Source organism: Paraburkholderia ginsengisoli NBRC 100965 (genome assembly GCF_000739735.1).
Taxonomy (GTDB): Bacteria; Pseudomonadota; Gammaproteobacteria; order Burkholderiales; family Burkholderiaceae; genus Paraburkholderia; species Paraburkholderia ginsengisoli.
The window spans coordinates 126,463-146,556 of record NZ_BBJF01000006.1; the positions used below are offsets into that span (position 1 = coordinate 126,463).

General features: G+C 62.8%; 19 protein-coding genes. 7 read left to right on the plus strand and 12 right to left on the minus strand.

Translation table 11 applies throughout. The annotated features are described in order from the left end of the window. The first annotated feature begins 130 nt into the window (after positions 1-130). Positions 131-724 carry an acyl-homoserine-lactone synthase gene (locus BGI01S_RS13560; RefSeq protein ID WP_042326264.1) on the plus strand — a complete coding sequence of 198 codons (594 nt, stop codon included), beginning with the start codon at positions 131-133 and terminating at the stop codon, positions 722-724. A 108-nt stretch (positions 725-832) separates the two neighbouring features. Here BGI01S_RS13560 and BGI01S_RS13565 read toward each other — a convergent pair whose 3' ends face one another. After that, entirely contained in the window at positions 833-1,522 is a 690-nt protein-coding gene (locus BGI01S_RS13565; protein WP_042326266.1) for a FadR/GntR family transcriptional regulator, read from the minus strand. 51 nt (positions 1,523-1,573) lie between these two features. Further along, positions 1,574-1,726, minus strand: a complete 153-nt coding sequence (locus BGI01S_RS30175; RefSeq protein ID WP_157004167.1) for a hypothetical protein — start codon at positions 1,724-1,726, stop codon at positions 1,574-1,576. Positions 1,727-1,808: 82 nt separating this feature from the next. Here BGI01S_RS30175 and BGI01S_RS13570 point away from each other — a divergent pair, with 82 nt between their 5' ends. The 3 genes from BGI01S_RS13570 to BGI01S_RS13580 all read left to right on the plus strand — a co-directional run bounded on the left by BGI01S_RS13570 (position 1,809) and on the right by BGI01S_RS13580 (position 4,749). Next, positions 1,809-2,276, plus strand: coding sequence for a universal stress protein (locus BGI01S_RS13570; protein WP_042326267.1), 468 nt, complete (start codon positions 1,809-1,811; stop codon positions 2,274-2,276). A 245-nt stretch (positions 2,277-2,521) separates the two neighbouring features. Then, a complete protein-coding gene (fnr, locus tag BGI01S_RS13575) occupies positions 2,522-3,316 on the plus strand; it encodes a fumarate/nitrate reduction transcriptional regulator Fnr (protein WP_157004168.1) in 795 nt (264 codons plus the stop codon). Between the two features lie 119 nt (positions 3,317-3,435). After that, positions 3,436-4,749, plus strand: a complete 1,314-nt coding sequence (locus BGI01S_RS13580; protein ID WP_042326271.1) for an SUMF1/EgtB/PvdO family nonheme iron enzyme — start codon at positions 3,436-3,438, stop codon at positions 4,747-4,749. A gap of 73 nt (positions 4,750-4,822) precedes the next feature. Here the strand turns inward: BGI01S_RS13580 and BGI01S_RS13585 are convergent, their stop codons facing one another. From BGI01S_RS13585 to BGI01S_RS13595, 3 genes are read right to left on the minus strand one after another with little or no spacing between them, the layout of a single operon-like run. Continuing rightward, positions 4,823-5,677 carry a hypothetical protein gene (locus tag BGI01S_RS13585; RefSeq protein ID WP_042326272.1) on the minus strand — a complete coding sequence of 285 codons (855 nt, stop codon included), beginning with the start codon at positions 5,675-5,677 and terminating at the stop codon, positions 4,823-4,825. A gap of 9 nt (positions 5,678-5,686) precedes the next feature. Continuing rightward, positions 5,687-7,225, minus strand: coding sequence for a hypothetical protein (locus BGI01S_RS13590; RefSeq protein ID WP_042326274.1), 1,539 nt, complete (start codon positions 7,223-7,225; stop codon positions 5,687-5,689). A 19-nt stretch (positions 7,226-7,244) separates the two neighbouring features. Beyond that, positions 7,245-9,251: an OmpA family protein gene (locus BGI01S_RS13595; RefSeq protein ID WP_084585362.1), complete on the minus strand. Its 2,007-nt coding sequence runs from the start codon at positions 9,249-9,251 to the stop codon at positions 7,245-7,247. Positions 9,252-9,368: 117 nt separating this feature from the next. Between BGI01S_RS13595 and BGI01S_RS13600 the strand changes: the two genes are divergently transcribed. Continuing rightward, on the plus strand, positions 9,369-9,869 hold the full coding sequence (locus tag BGI01S_RS13600) for an MgtC/SapB family protein (RefSeq protein WP_042326278.1): 501 nt from the start codon (positions 9,369-9,371) through the stop codon (positions 9,867-9,869). 29 nt (positions 9,870-9,898) lie between these two features. Here the strand turns inward: BGI01S_RS13600 and BGI01S_RS13605 are convergent, their stop codons facing one another. The 7 genes from BGI01S_RS13605 to BGI01S_RS13635 form a co-directional block, all read right to left on the minus strand. Then, entirely contained in the window at positions 9,899-10,777 is an 879-nt protein-coding gene (locus tag BGI01S_RS13605) for an ABC transporter permease (protein ID WP_042326280.1), read from the minus strand. Beyond that, positions 10,774-11,604: an ABC transporter ATP-binding protein gene (locus tag BGI01S_RS13610; protein WP_042326283.1), complete on the minus strand. Its 831-nt coding sequence runs from the start codon at positions 11,602-11,604 to the stop codon at positions 10,774-10,776. The genes BGI01S_RS13605 and BGI01S_RS13610 overlap by 4 nt, the downstream gene beginning before the upstream one ends. A 70-nt stretch (positions 11,605-11,674) precedes the next feature. Further along, positions 11,675-12,727 (minus strand): ABC transporter substrate-binding protein, encoded by a 1,053-nt coding sequence (locus BGI01S_RS13615; protein ID WP_042326284.1) that lies wholly within the window; start codon positions 12,725-12,727, stop codon positions 11,675-11,677. A gap of 52 nt (positions 12,728-12,779) precedes the next feature. Continuing rightward, positions 12,780-13,694, minus strand: a complete 915-nt coding sequence (locus BGI01S_RS13620) for a TauD/TfdA dioxygenase family protein (protein ID WP_042326287.1) — start codon at positions 13,692-13,694, stop codon at positions 12,780-12,782. Positions 13,695-13,903: 209 nt separating this feature from the next. After that, positions 13,904-14,491, minus strand: coding sequence for a c-type cytochrome (locus tag BGI01S_RS13625; protein WP_062857794.1), 588 nt, complete (start codon positions 14,489-14,491; stop codon positions 13,904-13,906). Then, entirely contained in the window at positions 14,484-15,779 is a 1,296-nt protein-coding gene (soxC, locus tag BGI01S_RS13630; protein ID WP_084585363.1) for a sulfite dehydrogenase, read from the minus strand. The genes BGI01S_RS13625 and soxC overlap by 8 nt, the downstream gene beginning before the upstream one ends. A gap of 167 nt (positions 15,780-15,946) precedes the next feature. Continuing rightward, positions 15,947-17,284 (minus strand): LLM class flavin-dependent oxidoreductase, encoded by a 1,338-nt coding sequence (locus BGI01S_RS13635; RefSeq protein WP_042326289.1) that lies wholly within the window; start codon positions 17,282-17,284, stop codon positions 15,947-15,949. 327 nt (positions 17,285-17,611) lie between these two features. Here BGI01S_RS13635 and BGI01S_RS13640 point away from each other — a divergent pair, with 327 nt between their 5' ends. Both BGI01S_RS13640 and BGI01S_RS13645 read left to right on the plus strand, forming a co-directional pair. Further along, positions 17,612-18,850, plus strand: a complete 1,239-nt coding sequence (locus BGI01S_RS13640) for an SfnB family sulfur acquisition oxidoreductase (protein WP_042326291.1) — start codon at positions 17,612-17,614, stop codon at positions 18,848-18,850. Positions 18,851-18,969: 119 nt separating this feature from the next. Then, complete coding sequence (locus BGI01S_RS13645; protein ID WP_042326292.1) at positions 18,970-19,923, plus strand: aliphatic sulfonate ABC transporter substrate-binding protein; 954 nt, start codon at positions 18,970-18,972, stop codon at positions 19,921-19,923. Positions 19,924-20,094 lie beyond the last annotated feature (171 nt).

The following is a 20,094-nucleotide window of genomic DNA, read 5'->3' on the forward strand; positions in this document are numbered from 1 at the left end:
GCGGATACGTGTCTCGAATTCTGCGTTACCCGATAAGCATGCACACCTATCCAGGTAGGTAGGTGGCAGAACAATTCAATATGCATAAGTTTTCCTGGTATTGGTTTCCCAACTCGTTCAGGAGAACGGCATGCAAACAGCGATCCGGATTGGAATGCGGCAGGATTTCGACAACTCGGACATCAACGAGATGTACCGCTTGCGGGCGCGGGTGTTTCACGGGCGGCTCGGGTGGGATGTCCCGACCATAGCGGGCATGGAGATCGACGGGTATGACGCTCTTGGGCCGCACTACATGCTGATTCAGGGAGAAGATCAAAAGTTACGCGGCTGTTGGCGCCTGATGCCGACCGAAGGTCCCAACATGCTGAAGGACACCTTCCCCCAACTGTTGCACGGCGAGCAGGCGCCGGTCGGCCGACACATCTGGGAACTGAGCCGGTTTGCGATCGAAACCGGCGGCGAGGAACAGTCGTTCGGCTTCACGGACATGACGATCCAGGCGATCCAGGAGGTCATGAAATTCGCGCAGCGCATGGGCATCACGCGCTACGTCACCGTGACGACTACACCGATCGAGCGGCTGCTACGCAGGACCGGCATCGACATCAGCCGGCTCGGCGCGCCGGTGCAGATCGGCGTCGAACGGGCGGTCGCGCTGAATGTCGCGGTGAGCCCGAAGACGCTGACGGCGTTGTTCGGGCCGATCGCAGTCGCGGCTTAAGCTGGGCGCGCAGTGACGAGGGCGGGGGCTGGTGGACTGATTGCGAGACACGCGCGTGGCGAGAGATGGCCGCTTGCCAGGGAACGGCGGCGGATCGAGGCGCAAAGTTCAGGAACCGAACATCCGTTCGAGCGCATTTTCGAGATGCACGCGCATCGCCGCGCCGGCGGCCGCGGCGTCCTTGCGGCGAATTGCGTCCAACACGGCCATGTGCTCGGCCTGCACGAGCCGCTGCCGCTCCACCGTTTTGACGAGCGACAGATTGCGCGAAAGGTTCATGCTGAACAGAATCTGCTCCTCGATGAACGACATAACCGTAATGAAGAACGGATTCTTCGATGCGCGCGCCACCGCCAGGTGGAACAGAAAGTCGTCACGCGCGCCGATCCCGCGGGTTTCGATGATGCGCTCCAACTCGTCCCAAGCGAACTGAATCGCGGCGATGTCGTCGGAATCGGCTTTGAGCGCCGCGTGCGCAGCCGCGCCGGCCTCGGTCACGATGCGAAATTCGTAGCAGCGGCGAATATCGGACAGCGTCTCGAGCGGCGCGAAGCGGCGGACGTCCGGGTCGGGCCGCCGCGCGACCGTGGTGCCCGAACCGTGCCGCGTCATGATGATGCCGTCCGCCCGCAGGCGCGCCAGCGCCTCGCGCACCGTCGGCCGCGAGGTCGCAAAGCGTTCGGCCAGCGCATGCTCGGTGGGCAAGCGCTCACCTTCCTTGTATTCGCCCTCGAGAATGCGACTGAGAATGTCGCCGTAGATCTTGTCGGGTAAGCCCGTGGTTTTGCGCTCGGTCATCGGCGGGCTACGGCAGCTTGTCTGAATATGTCTTAATTGTAAGGCCAACTTTCACCTTTTATTGCGAAATATGCGCTGTGAATGCACGGCGAAATCTCCGACGTCCGCCCCAGCCGGGCTTGCTGGCCAGAACGCCGCCATTCCGATTAATTTGACAAGTCTTTGATTTACATCCTGGTTGAGTGCATCTTTTTCGGCAATCATCTAAGCTTCGTTGGTATAAAAGATCAATGAGCTGGACCCCGAAAATGGCCCGGCATACGGATTCTTCAGACGCGGAGTCGCTATGTACACACGCATCCTAGTAGCGGTCGACGGCAGCAATACTTCACGCCGGGCCTTCGAAGCAGCCCTCGCGCTCGCCAAGTCCCACGGCGCTGTTCTGCGGCCGTTTTACGTCGTCGAAAACACGCCCATGTACTTCGAAGCGCCGGGCTACGACCCGTCCATATTGCGCAACCGTCTGATCGAGGAAGGCAAGGAACTTCGCGCGGAGTTCGCGAAGGAGATGGCCGAGCAAGGCGTGAAGGGCGACCCCGCGGTCAGCGAGGCCTCGTCGCTCGGCGACGTGTCGGACATCGTGCTGAAGGCCGCCGCCGAATTCAATGCGGATCTGCTGGTCATGGGCACGCACGGCCGTCGCGGTGTTCAACGGCTGATTCTGGGCAGCGTCGCCGAGGGCTGCGTGCGCCAGGCGACCATTCCCGTGCTGCTGATTCCCTCCGCCGCGAGCCAGAAAAAGGGACCCGCCTGACGCGGCAAGCACGCGCATTGCGACCGCCGCTTGCCATACGAAGCGGGCAGTCGCAATGCGATTCCTTCTGCCACTCGAGCCGCTTCGAGACTTCACAAAATACGTCGCAGTACATAAGCCCATTTCACCCACGACGGTGCGACATCGATCAAGATGCCTAACCGATTGAGCGCGTCACTTTGTCACCAAACGGGGCGTGTGGCGGGTGGGACAATCGCCACTACTCTGATAATCGCCTGCAGAACATGCTTACTCCTTCCGCTGTAACCCGCTCCTCCGGCATCGCCGGTTCTGCAGCCAGTTCGCCGCCGGCGCGCAGCGGCCGCCGCGCAGCCCCGGTGCGTGCAACCGCGCGCACCGCCGCCCGCTGCTCGAGCTGTTCGATGCGGCAACTCTGTATGCCCCAGGGCCTGTCACCCGAAGAACTCGCAAAGCTGGAAACGCTGATCTGTTCGGCGCGCTCGGTGCAGCGGGGCGAAGCCTTGTATCGCAGCGGGGACCATTTCGACAGCATTTACGCCGTGCGCTCCGGTTCGATGAAAACCGTCATGGCACATCGCGACGGCCGCGAGCAGGTCACCGGACTGCGCCTCGCCGGCGAGGCGCTCGGGCTCGACGGCATCAGCGAGGACGTGCATGCGTGCAGCGCGGTCGCTCTTGAAGACAGCACCGTCTGCATCGTCCCCTATAGCGCGCTCAAGCTGCTGTGCCGCGAAATCAGTTCGATGCAGGAACGCATGCACAAATTGCTGGGCTCGCAGATCGTTCGCGAAACCGCGCAGATGATGATGCTCGGCTCGCTGTCTGCGGACGAACGGGTCGCCGCTTTCCTGCTCGACGTATCGGACCGCAACGCGCAACGGGGCTATTCATCGGCCGAATTTAACTTGCGCATGACGCGCGAGGACATGGGCAGCTACCTCGGCATGACGCTCGAAACCGTGAGCCGCACCCTGTCAAGATTTCAAAAGCGCGGTCTGATCGACACACAAGGCAAACACATCCGGATCGTCGATCTGGAAGGCCTGCGGCAAGTCTGAGCCGCAAGCCGGGGCTGACTGGCGCCCGGCCCATTCTTATTTAGCGCGCTTTCGTCTTGGCATGGCTCCTGCGAGCGGGTACAGTCTTTAGTCCGTCCCCCGCAAGGAGACCCGGCGAAATGAATCGCGACCCCGCCCCACGTCACCCGCTCGTGCAGCGTCTGATCGACGCGCGTCACGTCACTGACGCACTGTTTGCCATCGTCAAACCCGAATTTCTGTATGAACGGCCGATCCGTGAACGTCACCGGATCGTGTTTTACATTGGCCATCTGGAAGCGTTCGATCGCAACCTGTTCGATCAGCGCGTGTGCGACCTGCCCGCCTTTGCCCCGGAACTGGACCAGCTTTTTGCTTTCGGCATCGACCCGGTCGACGGCGGCTTTCCGACCGATCAACCGGCAGACTGGCCGTCGCTCGACACGGTGCGCGACTATGCATCGCAAGCCCGCAAGCAGATCGACGAAGCGCTCGCCGGTCTCGCCGACGCAGCGCAGTTCGGCCGTGACAGCGCGCGGACCGACGCGGCCGAGCAGCTGTTGAACGTCGCGATCGAGCATCGGTTGATGCACGCCGAAACGCTGGCGTACATGCTCCATCAATTGCCGCTTGGCCAGAAGGTCACCGAATTGCGCGAGACGGTGGTGACACGTCCCGAACATCGGGATGCGTTGTCGTCGATGGTCAGCGTGCCGGCGGGCTCGACGGTGCTCGGCATGTCGCGCGATGCTGGCCAATTCGGTTGGGACAACGAGTTCGGCGAGATACGCATCGACGTGCCCGCCTTCGAGATCGACCGCCATATGGTGACGAACGGCGCGTTTTGCGAGTTCATCGAGGCCGGTGGCTACCGGGAATCGAAGTGGTGGTCGGAGAAAGATTGGGCGTGGAAGGAGACCGAGCATATCGAACATCCTGCCTGCTGGTCGCGACGTGAAGCGAGCGGTGAAGCTGGTGCATGGATGCTGCGCACGATGTTCGACGAAGTGCCGCTCCCGCTCGACTGGCCCGCGTACGTGAGCCACGCGGAAGCCAGCGCCTATGCGCGTTGGGCCGGCAAGTCGCTCCCCACCGAGGCGCAATGGCAACGCGCGGCACACGGCGCGCCGCTCGCCGCGTCGGGCAATTTCGATTTTCGCAGCTGGGACCCGAAGCCGGTCGACGCGTATCCGGAGAACGTCAGCGCGTTCGGCGTGGAAGGTCAGTTCGGCAATGGCTGGGAATGGACGTCGACGATATTCGACGCGCTACCCGGCTTCGAAGCGTTTCCGTTTTACCTCGGCTACTCGGCCAATTTTTTCGATGGGCAGCACTACGTGCTCAAGGGCGGTTCGGCACGGACGGCACAGTGCATGTTGCGGCCGGCGTTTCGCAACTGGTTTCAGCCGCATTACCAGTATGTGTATGCGGGGTTTCGGTGTGTAAAGGCTTGACCGATCGAGCATAGGGTGACCGAAAACTTCGCATAACGAACGCGGCGCTAATCGACCGCGCCGCGTTCGCCCCTCAATATCCCACCGCCCCCAACAAAGCCGGCGCCCCAAACTCCCCAATCGACGCGTTCGACTTCTGGAAATAAAGCGTCCAGAACTCTTTCAACGCGCTCATCGTCTGCGGATCGCGATAGGCATTCTTCACTTTCGCATCCCCGGCCAGCAAACCCGCGCCGATCACGTAAACGCGCGCGCCGCCGAAATCGCCAATCAAACCCGCAGCCGTCGCCTTCATCATCTCCGCCTTAGGATCGATACGGCGCACGGCATTGTGTGAATAGAAACTGGACACCGAACTGTTCTCAAGCATATCCGACGCGAGCAACACGACCTTATCGGATGCAGGCGAAGCCCGAACCTTATCGCTGATATCCTTCAACGCCGCCAGAATGTCCGACTTCGCGAGATCGTTCGTGGCCATCGACTCGACACGCACGATCGATGTCAGCAACGCCTTCTTCGCGTAGGCAGATTGTCCCGTCATACAGGCATCGAAGCTACGCAACGCACGTTCACTGATATCGTCCCGCAACTTCTCAGGAATCGGCGACTCGATAACGCCGCGCGTCACGACCTCCGTGTAATGCCCTTGCGAGAAAGCCGAGAAATCGAACAATGTATATGCGCCTGCGGGTCTGATGGCCTTCCCGGCCATCTCCGCAATCTGCGCCTGCAACTTGTCGTCGAAGATCGTCGTCTGGTCGATGGCAATGAAAAGCTCGTGGTCGGCGCCGCCCGCTACCGGCTTGATGTGATTGGCGGCGTAGCAGCTCGGAATATCGTTCGTGACGCCAGCATGGGCCGACACGGCAATCGCGCTCAGGCATGCGGCCGCGACTGCGAGGGTGATGGTGAGGGGTTTAATCATCGAGTCGAATCATGCCTTGAAAAGATCATCGAGTTCCGACTCGAGTGCGAGTTTCGCTTTCTCTGCACGCTCTTTGCGAAGCTTGATCGCATTGACCACTTCCGCGCGAACGGTTTCATCGAGGCCGTAAATCAGTTCCTTCTTGTGAGCCACGTCAGACTCGGCTTCGATCTTCGCGACTAGCGCGTCGATGGTCGCGGTCGTCGACACTTCACCGGACACAGCTACCGGTGGCGCGACTACCTTTGCGGACGTATCGGCTGCGACACGCGCCGCTGTGGCTTGCTGAGCCCCCCGAGGTTCTGCTGCATCGACAGCCGTCGCTTCGGACGTGGAGCGAACCAGCCCACTTTCCAGGTCCGAGAAATTGCGCTGCTCGATCACATAGTCCCTGAAGGTCTTCGAGAACGTTTTGCCGGAGATATCCGCGTTCTCGGCCATCCGCTTCTGAAGGTTCTCCAGCTGCGACTGCGCGATGGCCCGGAGCGGCGCATAGTAATTGTTGTAGTCCTCAAACGTCTTGAAGCCTTTCGTCGTCTTCCACGCCGCGAAACTTTCGCGGCCGCCGAAGCCCCACGCGAAGCCCCCGAAAATGCCGACGATCTGCGTGACCACGAAGATCACGGCGAGCGTGATAAACGCTGCCGCGCCTTCGCTTCGGGTCGACGACGACTCTTCCGCTTTGGCGCGGGCATCCGCGGCCTTCTGGCTGGCGACGAGTTCCGCCGGCATCGAGTTTGCGGTCGCGAACGGATTGCCGGCGTCAGCGCTCTGACTGACGCCCATCGCTTCACGCGTCTGCTCCGCGTTGAGGTTGCTCCAGCGCATCCACGTCGACGTTCCCGCGATCACCAGAATAACGGCGACCGTCAATACCACCATGAAATAGCTGTGGCTCGTGCCGACGCGATTGGCAACCTGCGTGTAGTCGGGTTCGTCATCGTCGACGGACTGGTCGTCATCGAGTTTGACCTTGCGGCTCGAAAAGCGCTCTTGCGATTTGTCCTGCTTCCATTGCTTCCGGCATCGCGCAACGAGATTCGAGCGATAGAGCTGATGCCCAGCGACGTGCGTCAGAAACACCATGATCACGCACAGCACCAGCACGATGGCGACCATCAACAACGTGTGCGTATTCGCGCTGCCATCGCGCGCCATCCAGCTTCCGAGCAGATACGAAAAGCCAAGACCCTCTGCGATCACCAGTACGGTCAGCAGCGTGAGAAGCCATAACGGAGTCGGTGAGCGCCCGCTGTCGTCCGACTTCGCGAGATATTCATTGCGTTTGCTGAACTCGGCTTTCGACAGATAGGAGATGAACTTGTTGTAGTCGCCGCACAGAGTGCGTTCGGAATCTGTCCAACCGTCCTTGCCATGAATGCCATGGCGCGACAGACGCGCGGTCTTCCCGAGCACCGGGAACGTGTACTTCCAATGATTCAGCCAGAACTCGAGCGTCGAGCGAAAAGCAAATGCGCCCACTGCAAGCAGCAACACGACGACGCACCAAATTGCCGGACCCAGATTGGCCTGAATAAAGTCCATCATGATTGTTTTTACCCTCTTATTAGGTGCGTGCGATGACCGGCACGTAATTCACCGTGAAGTACTGACTGCTCCTGCGACGAACGAGTTCGCCGGATGTCGCCTTGCCATTGGAAAAGATGATGTCGGCGCAGTCGAACACGCCGCTGTTGTTGACGAAGACCCGGTACAGGACCCCGCCCTTCACCGCGTAAGCGTTCACGTCGGGAGACAACGTCACTTGCGGCGAGCCGTTCAGGCCGGCGTTACGGTCGTAGTCTTTCCATACGAGCAGCTTCGGTTTTGCACCCGCAGTGGCGCCGTTGCGAAGGACGGAGACATCCTTGAGCGCGAGATACTGTCCGTTCAGTGCAGCGCCCCAACTGCTTCCGTACAGGTTCGGCAAGTGATCGCGCACGGGCACCGCCCGGTCATCAGCGACGGACTTCATCGCCCGCGAAACGCGCGGCCGGTCGTTCACGCAGCTTTTCGCCACGGGCGCCTCGTCGGCTACCGCCGAAGAGAGGAACGCGAACGTCGAGCTCGCTGCAGGGAGCGCTGCGAACTGGAGGCCAAGTGTTGCGGGCAGCGCTTCATGCCAGCCGAAATCGATGCCGTCGGATAGCGTGGAACGAGCGGACGCCGCAGATGTAGCGGGCGCGGCGTTCGATGCGGCTGCCGCGTTCGTCGACACGGGTGCGGACGCCCCGTGCGTGGGCGAGGCTGCGGCGACTGCGATGTCCGTCGCCGCGCGATCCTTCGTCGCTGCGCGACGCGCCGCTTTGGCCGTCGGACTGCCGGATGTTCCAGGCACCGCTGCCGTGGCGGCCTGAGCGGTCTGAGCGGTCTGAGCGGTCTGAGCGGTCTGAGCGGTCTGAGCGGTCACCGCCCGGTAGTACTGGTACCTCGGCACGCGGCTGCTTGCGTAGCTTTGCAGAATGTCGGGCCTGGCGCCGCTCAGATCGACGATCTCAACCCGACGGTTAGCCGAGCGCCCCTCCGCCGTGTGGTTATCGGCAATCGGCAAGGTTTCGCCAGCGCCCTGGTAGAACACATTCTCCGGCGCAATGCCGTGCTCCGCGAACAGACGCGCGACGGCTCGAGCGCGGCGCTCCGATAGGTCGGCGTTCAATTCCGAACTGCCCGTGTCGTCGGTATGGCCGATGAGCAGGATTTTTGTTTGAGCCGCAGCGGCTTTGTCGGCCGCGCTCGACGCCTCGGCCACGCGACTGGATGTGCGATATTGCTCGGCGATCTCGGCGAAATAGGTTGAGGCCTCGGGCGTCAATTCGGCCGACCCCGTTTCGAATTGGGTGTGTCGCGCGGTATCGACAATCGTGAACGAACTACCGACCTGCTCGGTCTTGCCGGTATCGGGAGCACGCGCTTCGAGCGCGGTCGCCGTGTAGGTGAGGTCATGCTTCGCGGCGATTTTCGACAGTGCACAGCGTCGGCTATCGACCGCATGTCCAATCAGGCCGCCGGCCAGGCCACCTGCCGCAGCGGCGATCGCCGCTGCCGCAACCTTGTTGTTCTTGGCGATCACTGCGCCTAGCACTGCGCCCAGCCCCACGCCCACTGCGATGCCGATATTCCGGCTGCTATTCGCGCAGGGATCGGGGTTGGCGAATGTGCTCTCGAACACATTCAGGTCGGCGGTTTTCTCCGGATCCGCAGCGGCCCCACCGCTCTGCTGGAACCCGCCAGGATTGGCACACCCGGTCAATGCGAAAACGGTGATCGTAGCGAGCCAAAGCGGTCTCGCTTTTCCTATTCCTCTCACTGGGAACCCTCTCAGTCGATATATTTTTAGTTGCGCCGGCGCGTGCACGGGCAAACGCATTGCCGTGACGCAATCGAAACAAGCGCACGGTAACGATAACGGCAGGGGGTTGGCGAACTTTAAAGATATTTCCCAGTTGACCGAGGGTAATGGCCCAAACGCTAGCGCGTGTCGGCCGCGACATTCATTCCAACGATATTGGTTTTTGCGCGTCGTGCGCCCATCAATGTTCTGCATCACGCATGGCAAACGTTTGCCGTCTGCCATCCGTTCCCCGCGCCACCTTGATGACCGGCGCAAAAACGCAGCGGCGTTTCATCCGCAACCCTTCATTTCCGTTACAGTCGTGCTGGTTACGCGAAGAGCGTGTTCACGGAGATGACCATGAATGCCTGGTGGCACGAGGTATGGCAAAAAGTGCAAGGCGAGTTTGCGGATCTGGACGACGCGGCAAATCTGACCCAGCTATTCATCCGGCTCGTGGTGGCGTTGGTGCTCGGCGGCGTGCTGGGTTTCGAGCGGGAGATGGCGGGCCGCGATGCGGGTATGCGCACGCATATGATGGTCTCGGTCGGCTCTGCGCTGTTCGTGCTGGTGCCGCTACAGGCCGGCTTCTCGCAGGACAATCTGAGTCGCGTGCTGCAAGGGCTGGTGTCCGGCATCGGCTTTCTCGGCGCGGGCGCGATCATGAAGCTCAGTGCCGAGCGGGAAGTGCGCGGGCTGACGACGGCGGCCAGTCTGTGGGTCGCGGCCGGCCTCGGGATGGCGGCCGGCATGGGGCGCGAAACCACGGCGATTCTCAGCCTGGCGATTGCGCTGCTGATTCTCTCCGGCGCCCGCCTGTTCAGAAAGAACGCGCCGCCCGATGAGGACAAGTCGAGCTGACGCGGCCCACCCGAGGCTCAAATCAGACTTTACTGCTGCACGCCCCAGCGCCGCACGGTAACGCGCTCCAGCGTATCGAACACCAGATGCTCGATCAGCAGACCGATCACGATCACCGCAGCCAGCCCGGCAAACACGCGATCCGTATACAGCTCGTTACGATTCTGGAAGATATACCAGCCAAGGCCGCCGTTGCCCGAGCTCGCACCGAACACCAGCTCGGCCGCGATCAGCGTGCGCCACGCAAATGCCCAGCCCACTCGCAGGCCGGCCAGAATCGACGGCAGCGCCGCGGGCACCAGAATCAGCAGCACATGGCGCATGCCTGTCAGGCCATAGTTGCGCCCGGTCATCCGCAGCGTCGCCGGTACCGACTGAAAACCGGAGTACGTGTTGAGCGCGAGCGGCCACAGCACCGCATGCACGAGCACGAACAACAGGCTGCCGGTGCCGAGACCGAACCACAGCAATGCGAGCGGAAGCAATGCGATCGACGGCAGCGGGTTGAACATCGCGGTCAGCATCGACAGGAAATCGCGGCCCGCTCGCGTCGACACGGCAAGCGAGGTCAGCACGAACGCGAGCGCCGCGCCGAGCAGATAGCCGCGCAGCAGCACCGACATCGACACCGCGGTCTTCTGCAGCAATTCGCCGGACCAGATGCCTTGCACGAACGCGCTGAAGGTCGCACCGAACGTCGGCAGCAGCAAATCGTTGTCGACCGCACGCGCGGCGATCTCCCAACCCGCGATCAGCACCAGCGCAATCAGCGTCTTGCGCAACCAGGCCTGCCCAAAGAGGCGCTTGCCGAGCGGCAACGGTGCTTCGAGAACGAGTTCGCCGAGCGGTTCGAGCGGGCGCTCATACTCCTCGCGAACCGGCGGCAGCAACGTGACAGGCGAACTCATTGAACGGTCTCCGTCTGCTCGAATAACAGGTGATGAATACGCGCGACGCTGCGTTGAAAATCGCTGCGTCCAAAACTGTCCTGCGAATACTGATGGCTGTTGAGCTCGGCACGCACGCGGCCAGGATGCGGCGACAGCAACAGAATGCGATTGCCGACCACCAGCGCCTCTTCGATCGAATGCGTGACGAACAGCAGCGTGAAGTTCACCTCTTCCCACAACCGCAGCAGTTCCTCCTGCATCTTGCGGCGCGTGAGCGCGTCGAGCGCGGCAAACGGTTCGTCCATCAGCAGCACGCGCGGCTGCATCGCCAGCGCGCGGGCAATCGCGACCCGCTGCTTCATGCCGCCCGACAACGTATGCGGATAGGCATTCGCAAACGAAGCCAGCCCCACCTTCTCGAGATAGTGAAGCGCCCGTTCATTCGCTTCGGCGCGCGACAGTTTCTTCGCGACACGCAGCGGAAACGCGACGTTCTGCAGCACCGTTTTCCACGGCGGCAACTGGTCGAACTCCTGGAACACGACGATGCGATCGGCACCGGGACCGCGCACAATCTGGCCGTCGAGCGAGATGCTGCCCGAAGTCGGCTGGATGAAACCGGCCACGGCCTTCAGCAACGTCGACTTGCCGCAACCGGACGGGCCGAGCAGCACGAAGCGATCGCCGCCGTAGACGTCGAAGCTGACGTCATGCGTCGCGCGCACGATGCGCTCGCGCGTGCGGTATTCGAGGTTGACGTTTTCGACCGCAAGCAGTCTCTCACTGGTTGCCGTGGCGGCCTGGCCGTCGCGGTCTGCGAATAGAAGCGTGGGATTGGCCACCATCAGATCGCTCCCTGTGTACGGACTAAACGGACTAAACGGGCCGACAAATGTCGCGCGACGATGAACATGCTCAGCTCCCCGTCGCCGTGGCCGGGTCGTCGAAGAAGTAGTCCTTCCACGACTTCGGCTCATTCCTGATCACGCCGACGCGATACATGAACTGCGCGAGCCCCAGCGTGTTCTGCGGCGCGACCTTGAATTGCACCTGCGGATTCTTGATGACCTTCACGAGCAGATTGCGGTCGATCTTCGACTGGTTCGTGCGGATATAGATATCGGCAGCGGCATCCGGATTGGCGGTGACGAAACGCGCGGCGTCAGCGAGTGCATCGACGAATGCACGGTATGTCTTCGGGTTGTTGTCGCGGAATTTTTCGGTCGCGTACAGCACCGTCGCCGAACTCGGTCCGCCCAGCACGTCGTACGAATTCAGCACGATATGCGCCTTCGGATTGCCCGCCAGCTCCTGCTCCTGGAACGGCGGATTGCCGAAATGCCCGGTGATTTCCGTGCCGCCCGCGATGATCGCGGCGGCCGCGTCGGGATGCGGCAGCGCCTGCGTGTACTTGTCGAGGCAGTTGTAATCCTTGTCGCCCCAGCGCTTGGCCGCCGCGTATTGCAGCACGCGCGATTGCACCGACACGTTGACGGCCGGCACCGCGATGCGGTCCTTCTCGGTGAAGTCGGCAATCGTCTTCACGTTGGGGTCATTGCTGACGAGGTAATACGGCAGATTGCCGAGTGACGCGACGCCCTTCACATTCTGCTTGCCGTGCGTGCGGTCCCAGATCGTCAGCAGCGGGCCGACGCCGGCACCCGCGACGTCGATCGCGCCGGACAGCAGCGCGTCGTTGACCGCCGCGCCGCCCGAGAGCTTCACCCAGTCGACCTTGATATCGAGCCCCTGCTTACGTCCTTCCTTCTCGACGAACTGCTGATCGCGCGCCACGTTCAGCAGCAGATAGACAATGCCGAACTGCTCGGCGATACGAATCTGCCCTTCGGCATGCGCGGGCGCGGTAGCCGCGAAGCCCGCGACGCCCATCGAGACGGTCAGCAGAGTCGCGGTAAAACGGCGGGCAAACGACGGCCGCGCGGCGGTCGGGCGAAACCTGGCAAACATTGGAACTCCGGTCGGTCAGCGTGTAGTGTGGTGAAAGCGGGCAACGGTGCCGTTAAAACGGCACGTCGCCTTCGATCGTCGTGCGATAGAGCTTGCGGCGCAGATGATCCGGCGTGCCGGCCGCGAGGTGCATCAGCGAGCGGTTGTCCCAGAACACCATGTCGTGCTCCACCCACTGATGCCGGTACAGATGCTCGGGGCGCACGCTATGCGCGAAGATTTCCTCGAGCAACGCACGGCTCTCGTCTTCCGGCAAGCCGATCACGCGGGTGGTGAAATGCTCGCTGACGAACAGCGCCTTGCGGCCGGTTTCCGGATGCGTGCGGACGATCGGCTGCACGACCGGCTTCACCGACGCGATCTGCTCGGCAGAGAGATTCGGCCGCCACGGACTGCGTTTTTGCAGTTCCTCGTATTTGGCGAGGTACGTGTGTTCCGCCGAGCGCCCCTCCACGGCAGTGCGCAGATGCGCGGGCAACGTGTCCCACGCGAGGTGCATGTTGGCGAACAGCGTGTCGCCGCCTTCGGCGGGCAGTTCCTGCGCATGCAGCAGCGAACCGAGGCTCGGCTTTTCCTTGTACGACAGATCGGAGTGCCAGTAGTGACCGGCGTCGCCGAGACCGATCGGTTTGCCGTTTTCGACGATGTTCGATACCACCAGCACTTCCGGATAACCCGGCAACTGGAATTGATGCAGCACGTGAATCTGCAGCGGGCCGAAACGGCGGCTGAACGCGATCTGCTGATCCGGCGTGATGCGCTGATCGCGGAACACCAGCACATGGTGATCGAGGTGAGCGCGATGAATGCGCGCGAAATCGGTCTGGTTCAGCGGCTTGCCGAGATCGAGCCCGAGGACTTCCGCGCCGACGGGACCGTCGAACGCGCGAATCTCGATGGGCTGGGCTTCGATGTCCTGGCCAGCCTGGCTGGTGGCGGTGGCGGTGGGTGCAAAGGCAGTCGTCACAGGAAACTCTTCGTTGAATCTGTTCGGAGGACGCCGTCGAGGGCGCAGTCCGATGAATGTACCGGCGCGCACGCGCGGCGACAACGAAGCAAATCCGATACGTTTATCTGCTGGAGTGATAAACCCGATGCTTTAACGCATCCCGGGCGGTGCAAGCATTGAGTCTGGATGCGCCACCACCGCCCCGAACGCACGTGCAGGCCTGCGCGTCATAGCCGTCCAGGGCGCGGATCGATTACGAAACCCTGACGATTGGGCATCACGACGCGGGGTAACGAAGCCGCGTCGAGCCGCGTATCGGCGGGAACGATGCCGTTCTGGTTCAGCAGGAACGCGCTCAGCGCATAGACCTCGTCGGCGGAAAGGGATTCGGGCGCGTTGTAGGGCATCGCGCGGCGGATATAGTCGAACAGCGTCGTCGCATACGGCCAGTAGCTGCCCACGGTGCGCTTCGGCTTCGCGCTGGTCAGCGTGCCGAGCCCGCCGATCAGCGGATCGCCGAGGCCGCCCTCGCCTTGCGCGCCGTGGCACGCCGCGCACTTCGCGGCGAACAGATGCGCGCCCGTCGCGACGTCGCCGCTGCCAGCCGGCAAGCCACGGCCATCCGGGGCGACGTCTATGTTCCACGCGGCGAGCGCCCGCTCGTCGAGCGGTGTGCCGATGCCGTGACCGGCCGTGGCGTTCTGACCGTTGGACGCATCCGGCCCGAGGGAAGAACAGGACGCCAACGCCATCAGCGAGAACCACGCGGCCAACGTCATCCGCCAACGCACGCGCTTCGAATGAACGTCACGCATTGCGCACCTCGCCGCTCGCGTCGACCCGCCATTGCTGGATCGCGTTGTAGTGGTACTGCGAATTCAGCCCGCGCGCGGCCACCAGTTCGGCACGGGTCGGTTGCACGTAACCGGTCGAATCGGTCGCGCGCGACAGAATCGCGGCGGGGCCGCCATCCCAACGCCAATCGGCCTGAAAGCGCGTGAGCGCGCGATCGTGAATCGCGCCGTCCAGACGCGCGAGGCGCCACGTCGCGCCGCCGTCGGTCGACACCTCGACTTTGCGAACAGTGCCCCGCCCGGACCATGCCAGCCCGGTAATCGGGTAATAGCCGTGCGTGGTGAGCCGATGCCCCGGCGACGGCCGCGTGATGACCGACTTCGCATCCATCTCGAACGCGAACTGACGCGCGGTGCCATTCGCGAGCAGGCTGGTGTACTTCGAGGTTTCCTCGCGCGTTTGCAATGGCGCATCGACCACCTTCAGACGGCGCAGCCATTTCACATTCGTATTGCCCTCGAAGCCGGGCACGATCAGGCGTAACGGATAACCGTTTTCCGGCCGCAGACGCTCGCCGTTTTGCGCGTACACGACGAGCGCCCGATCGAGTATCCGCTCGAGCGGCAAACTGCGCGTCATCACCGCGGCGTCGGCGCCTTCTGCGAGCAGCCAGCCACGCGTCGCATCGATCGGGGTCGACAGGCCGCCCACTTCTTCGAGCAACGTCGACAAGCGCACGCCGGTCCATTCGCAGCACGACAGCAGACCATGCGTCAGTTGCACGGGCATGCCGCTCGGCCCGTTCCACTCGTTGCCGGTATTGCCCGAGCATTCGAGAAAATGGATGCGCGATTCGGACGGCAGACGCAGCAGGTCGTCCATCGTGAACAGCTTCGGCGTGCGCACCAGTCCGTGAATCGCCAGCCGATGCTGATCGGGATCGATGTCGGGCACGCCGCCATGGTGACGTTCGTAGACCAACCCGTTCGGCGTGAGCGTGCCGTGCAGATCAGCAAGCGGTGTCATCGACGAAGCCGCGCCGGGCAACGGCCACGCCCGCGCGCTGCGACGCACGACGTTCGCTTCGCGCGGCGACGGCACGCCGTACGGATGCTCGAGTACCGGCGCGCCTGGCACGCGGCTCGACGGCGCGATGTCGAGCGGCTTGAGCAGTTCGGCGGCGGCGGCCGCGTGCGACGCAACGAGGCCGCCCGCGGCGAGACGCCCGAGCAGGCGGCGGCGAGTACGCGAGGGTGACGGCAACGAGGGCGATGACGGCGATTGCGGCGGCGGAGTGCGGGCGTTCATGATGGCGGCGGCGCGTCGTAGCGCTCGTGGGCTGATGGGCTGGCGGGCAGGGATCTCGTAAGCAAGCCTGTGATGCTAGCAACGGCGCGCGTGCCCGCCAAACGATCAATCCTGATATCGATCGCAGCGCCGCTGATGTGGCGGCGTCACGCCGGTATACGCCCCGCTCAGCGCGCGCGATGCGCGGGCCGCCGCAGCCCCAGGTTCTCCCGCAACGTGCGCCCTTCGTACTCGCTGCGGAACAAACCGCGGCGGCGCAACTCGGGCAGCACCAGTTCGACGAAATCGGTGAGGCCGTTCGGCAGCACCGGCGGCATCACGTTGAAACCGTCCGCGCCGTAGTTCACGAAGCGCTCTTCGAGTCGATCGACGATCTGCTCCGGCGTACCGACGAGTTGCCAGTGACCGCGCGCGCCGGCAACCCGCAAATACAGCTGACGTATCGTCAGATTCTCGCGGCGCGCCAATTCGATCGTCAACGACTGCCGGCTCTTGCTCGCATTCGTTTCGGGCAGTTCGGGAATCGGGCCGTCGAGCGGATAGTCCGACAGATCGAAACCGCCCGTCAATCCCGATACCAGCGCGAGACCGACCTTCGGATCGACGAGCGACTGCAATTGTTCGAACTTCTCGTTCGCCTCGCTCTCGGTGCGTCCGACAATCGGGAACACGCCCGGCATGATCTTCAGATCGTCCGGCTCGCGGCCATAGCCCCGCATGCGACCCTTCACGTCCGCGTAGAACGCGACCGCGTCCTCCAGCGTTTGCTGCGCGGTAAAGATCACCTCGGCGGTGCTGGCCGCCAGCTCCCTGCCCGCTTCCGACGACCCCGCCTGCACGACCACCGGATGCCCTTGCGGAGAACGCGCGACGTTCAGCGGCCCCTTCACCTGAAAGAAGCGGCCCTTGTGTTCGAGTACATGCCGTTTGTGCGGATCGAAGAAACGCCCGTTGGCTTTGTCGCGAACAAACGCGTCGTCTTCCCAACTGTCCCAAAGTCCCTGTGTGACCTGCGCGAATTCGGTCGCGCGCTCATAACGCTCGGCGTGATCGAAATGTTTGTCGCGATTGAAGTTCTTCGCCTCATGTTCGCTCGACGACGTGACCAGATTCCAGCCCGCGCGTCCGCCGCTGATGTGATCGAGCGACGCGAATTTGCGCGCGATGTGATACGGCTCGTTGAAGCTCGTCGATGCCGTGCCGACCAGGCCGATGCGCCCGGTCACCGCCGCCAGCGCCGACAGCAGCGTGATCGGTTCGAACTGCGCGACATAGCTATGCGCGGTGCGGCTCAGAAAATCGACGTTGTCGCCGCGCGTGCCCACGCCATCGGCGAGAAACACCAGATCGAACTTCGCCGCTTCGGCCGCCTGGGCAAGCTGCACGTAATGGCGGAAATCGACGCCGGCATCGGCCTGCGCCTCGGGATGCCGCCATGCCGCAATGTGATGCCCCGACGGATAAAGAAAGGCGCCGAGGCGCAAATGCCCGTTACGTCTGCTCATGAAGGTCCGCGATGAAGGATTGACGACAGATTCGTGCGGCTGCGCACGCGAGCGATGATCGATCAGGTGATCGGGATAGCTAAGGAGTCGACGGTAACGGCGCGCGTGGCGAATGGCAACGAAGCGAAACTCATAACGTTATGAGCTTCGCCGCGCCGAATGGATTGCAGCATGAATCAGCTAAGGAAAGCAATTATTGTTGGTTGTCCGTCTCCGTCTCCTTCAGATAGTTTTCGACGTTTCAGACAACTCGACGCAGCGCGTCACGCTTTCATGCGCGCCGTCGCTGCTCGATACGATCCCGCGCGGATCGCTCCGGAGTTCTCCATGCCCACTCAAACGTCGAACGCCGCGTTCGCCGATCCCGCGCTGCCTGTGCGTCGTTCGAGCAAGCCGGCTCATGTCATCACGTCCGACGCCGAAGCCATTGCCATCGCACGGCAGCTCGCCGGCCGCTTCGCCGTCGATGCGGCGCGTCGCGATCGCGACCGCAGCTTGCCGCACGAAGAACTCGACGCCGCGTCGAGCGCCGGCCTGTGGGCGATGACCGTGCCCAAGGCTTACGGCGGCCCACAGGTTTCGTATGTGACGGTGGGGCGCGTGTTCGCGATCCTCGCCGCTGCGGACCCGTCGATTGCGCAAATCCAGCAGAATCACAACAGCGCCGTATTCTGGCTGTGGAAAACAGGCACCGAGCAGCAGCGCGCGTTCTTCCTCGGCGAGATTCTGCGCGGCGCGCGCTTCGGCAACGCCAACGTCGATGTGGGCGGCCGACCACCGACCGGCTCGGCCATGCCCATCGCGGCCGACGACGACGGCTTCCGACTGTCCGGCCGCAAGCTTTATTCAACCGGCGCGTTGTTTGCGGACTACGTCTCGACCATCGGCCACGACACGCAAGCGCGCCGCGTGGTCGCGATCGTGCCCGCCGGTCATCCCGGCATGAAGATCGTCGACGACTGGGACAGCTTCGGCCAGAAAACCACCGCGAGCGGCACGGTGATCTTCGACAACGTGTGGGTCCCCGCGCTGAACGTGTTGCCGATCTATCGCAGCTATGAAGAGTGGCCGCAAAACGCAATTTCGCAGATCAGTCACGTCGGCATCGACGCGGGCATCGCGCGCGGCGCGATCGACGCGACGATCGCGTTCATCCGGCAACGTGACGCGGATGCCGCGCCCTCCATCACGCCGCTCGGCGCCGACCCGTATGTGATCTACCAGCTCGGCGAACTGAAAACGCGCCTGCACGCGGCCGAAGCGATGATGGATCGGGCGGGCCACGCGATCGACACCTGCCTCGCCGACCCGCGCGCGGACACCATTGCGGAGGCGTCGATCGCAGTGGCCGAAGCCAAGGCATTGACGACCGAAATCGCGATCGACGCCAGCAACAAGCTGTTCGAGTTGGCCGGTACGCGCTCCACGCATCCGTCGTTCAATCTCGACCGGTATTGGCGCAACGCGCGCGTGCACACGCTGCACGATGCCGCGCGCTGGAAATACGCGGCGGTCGGCAACTTCTATCTGAACGGCGAGCGGCCTCCAACCAGCGGACAAACCTGAACGGTCGTCAGCGCGCGCCTCTGGCGGGCGCGCGCCCCCGGGCTTCTGCCGTCTGTCGCTTGTTAGCGGTGCGTACATCCACGCCTTCACTATCCCCTCACCCTTCAGGAGATGCCTGCATGCCAGGACGTCGACAATTTCTTGCCGCCGGCGCGGCGGCACTCGCGGGCGCGGCCTTCGCCACCTCGACGCGCCGCGCGTGGGCGGCGACGCCCGACACGATCAGCCTCGGCTTTCAGAAGACCGGTATTCCGCTCGTCGCGCGCCAACTCAAGGTATTCGAAAAGCGCTTCGAGCCGCGCGGCATTCGCGTCAAATGGATCGAATTCCCTTCCGGCCTGACGCTGTTGCAGGCGCTCGATATGGGCGTGATCGCATTCGGCAACTCCGGCAATGTCGGTTGTATTTTCCTGCAGGCGTCGGGCGGCCACGTCAACTACATCGCCGCGCAACCGACAGGCCCGAAAAGCGAAGGCATTCTGGTCAAGGCGGACTCCAACATCCATACGCTCGCCGATCTGCGCGGCAAGAAAGTGGGCTATGCGAAGGGCTCCAGTTCGCACGACCTGATCGCCGCCGCGCTGGAAAAGGCCGGCGTGAAATTATCGGAGATAGAAACCTTCTCGCTCGGCGCGGCGGATGCCGCGTTCGCGTACGAAGGCGGCAACATCGACGCGTGGGTGATCTGGGACCCCTACTTCACGCTTGCGCAGAAACACACGCCATCGCGCGTACTGGCCTATAGCGGCGAAGTCCACACGAGCGCCGGATTTCTGCTGGCTAACAGCACGTTTGCAGCCGCGCATCCTGATCTCGTCAACGAATACATCGAAGGATCGAAGCAGGCAGCGGAGTGGGCCAAAGCGCATCCGGCGGACGTGACCGATGTGCTCTGCGCCGCCACCGGCATTGCGCCCGACGTGATGGCGGCAGTGAATCGCAACGCGAGCTTCGACGTGACCGCGCTGAACGCACGTCTGCTCGACAACCAGCAAGCGACGGCGGATCGTCTGTTCGCACTCGGGCTGATTCCGAAGAAGGTCGACGTGCGCGATATCGTGTGGAAAGCGTAGTCCGGAATCCACGTTCAAACGTGGAAACAGGCCGCTAGAACAGCACTTTCACGCACAGCCTGGCACATCAGATAAAAAGCAGATTTCGTTGTTTGGAGTCCGAACAACGCCGTGCTTTACTGTTTGCACTCGAGTTCCGTCACGGCGCCGCACGCGTCTTTCGTGTTCGCT

Bases quoted from the DNA above. Each gene is read 5' to 3' on its own strand.
- BGI01S_RS13565 (WP_042326266.1), bottom strand. From the start codon at position 1,522: ATGACCGAGCGCAAAACCACGGGCTTACCCGACAAGATCTACGGCGAC.
- soxC (WP_084585363.1), bottom strand. From the start codon at position 15,779: ATGAACGCCCGCACTCCGCCGCCGCAATCGCCGTCATCGCCCTCGTTG.
- BGI01S_RS13615 (WP_042326284.1), bottom strand. From the start codon at position 12,727: ATGTTTGCCAGGTTTCGCCCGACCGCCGCGCGGCCGTCGTTTGCCCGC.
- BGI01S_RS13590 (WP_042326274.1), bottom strand. From the start codon at position 7,225: ATGATGGACTTTATTCAGGCCAATCTGGGTCCGGCAATTTGGTGCGTC.
- BGI01S_RS13625 (WP_062857794.1), bottom strand. From the start codon at position 14,491: ATGCGTGACGTTCATTCGAAGCGCGTGCGTTGGCGGATGACGTTGGCC.
- BGI01S_RS13580 (WP_042326271.1), top strand. From the start codon at position 3,436: ATGAATCGCGACCCCGCCCCACGTCACCCGCTCGTGCAGCGTCTGATC.
- BGI01S_RS13560 (WP_042326264.1), top strand. From the start codon at position 131: ATGCAAACAGCGATCCGGATTGGAATGCGGCAGGATTTCGACAACTCG.
- BGI01S_RS13585 (WP_042326272.1), bottom strand. From the start codon at position 5,677: ATGATTAAACCCCTCACCATCACCCTCGCAGTCGCGGCCGCATGCCTG.
- BGI01S_RS13605 (WP_042326280.1), bottom strand. From the start codon at position 10,777: ATGAGTTCGCCTGTCACGTTGCTGCCGCCGGTTCGCGAGGAGTATGAG.
- BGI01S_RS30175 (WP_157004167.1), bottom strand. From the start codon at position 1,726: ATGATTGCCGAAAAAGATGCACTCAACCAGGATGTAAATCAAAGACTT.
- BGI01S_RS13600 (WP_042326278.1), top strand. From the start codon at position 9,369: ATGAATGCCTGGTGGCACGAGGTATGGCAAAAAGTGCAAGGCGAGTTT.
- BGI01S_RS13640 (WP_042326291.1), top strand. From the start codon at position 17,612: ATGCCCACTCAAACGTCGAACGCCGCGTTCGCCGATCCCGCGCTGCCT.
- BGI01S_RS13570 (WP_042326267.1), top strand. From the start codon at position 1,809: ATGTACACACGCATCCTAGTAGCGGTCGACGGCAGCAATACTTCACGC.
- BGI01S_RS13610 (WP_042326283.1), bottom strand. From the start codon at position 11,604: ATGGTGGCCAATCCCACGCTTCTATTCGCAGACCGCGACGGCCAGGCC.
- BGI01S_RS13645 (WP_042326292.1), top strand. From the start codon at position 18,970: ATGCCAGGACGTCGACAATTTCTTGCCGCCGGCGCGGCGGCACTCGCG.
- BGI01S_RS13595 (WP_084585362.1), bottom strand. From the start codon at position 9,251: ATGGCAGACGGCAAACGTTTGCCATGCGTGATGCAGAACATTGATGGG.
- BGI01S_RS13635 (WP_042326289.1), bottom strand. From the start codon at position 17,284: ATGAGCAGACGTAACGGGCATTTGCGCCTCGGCGCCTTTCTTTATCCG.
- fnr (WP_157004168.1), top strand. From the start codon at position 2,522: ATGCTTACTCCTTCCGCTGTAACCCGCTCCTCCGGCATCGCCGGTTCT.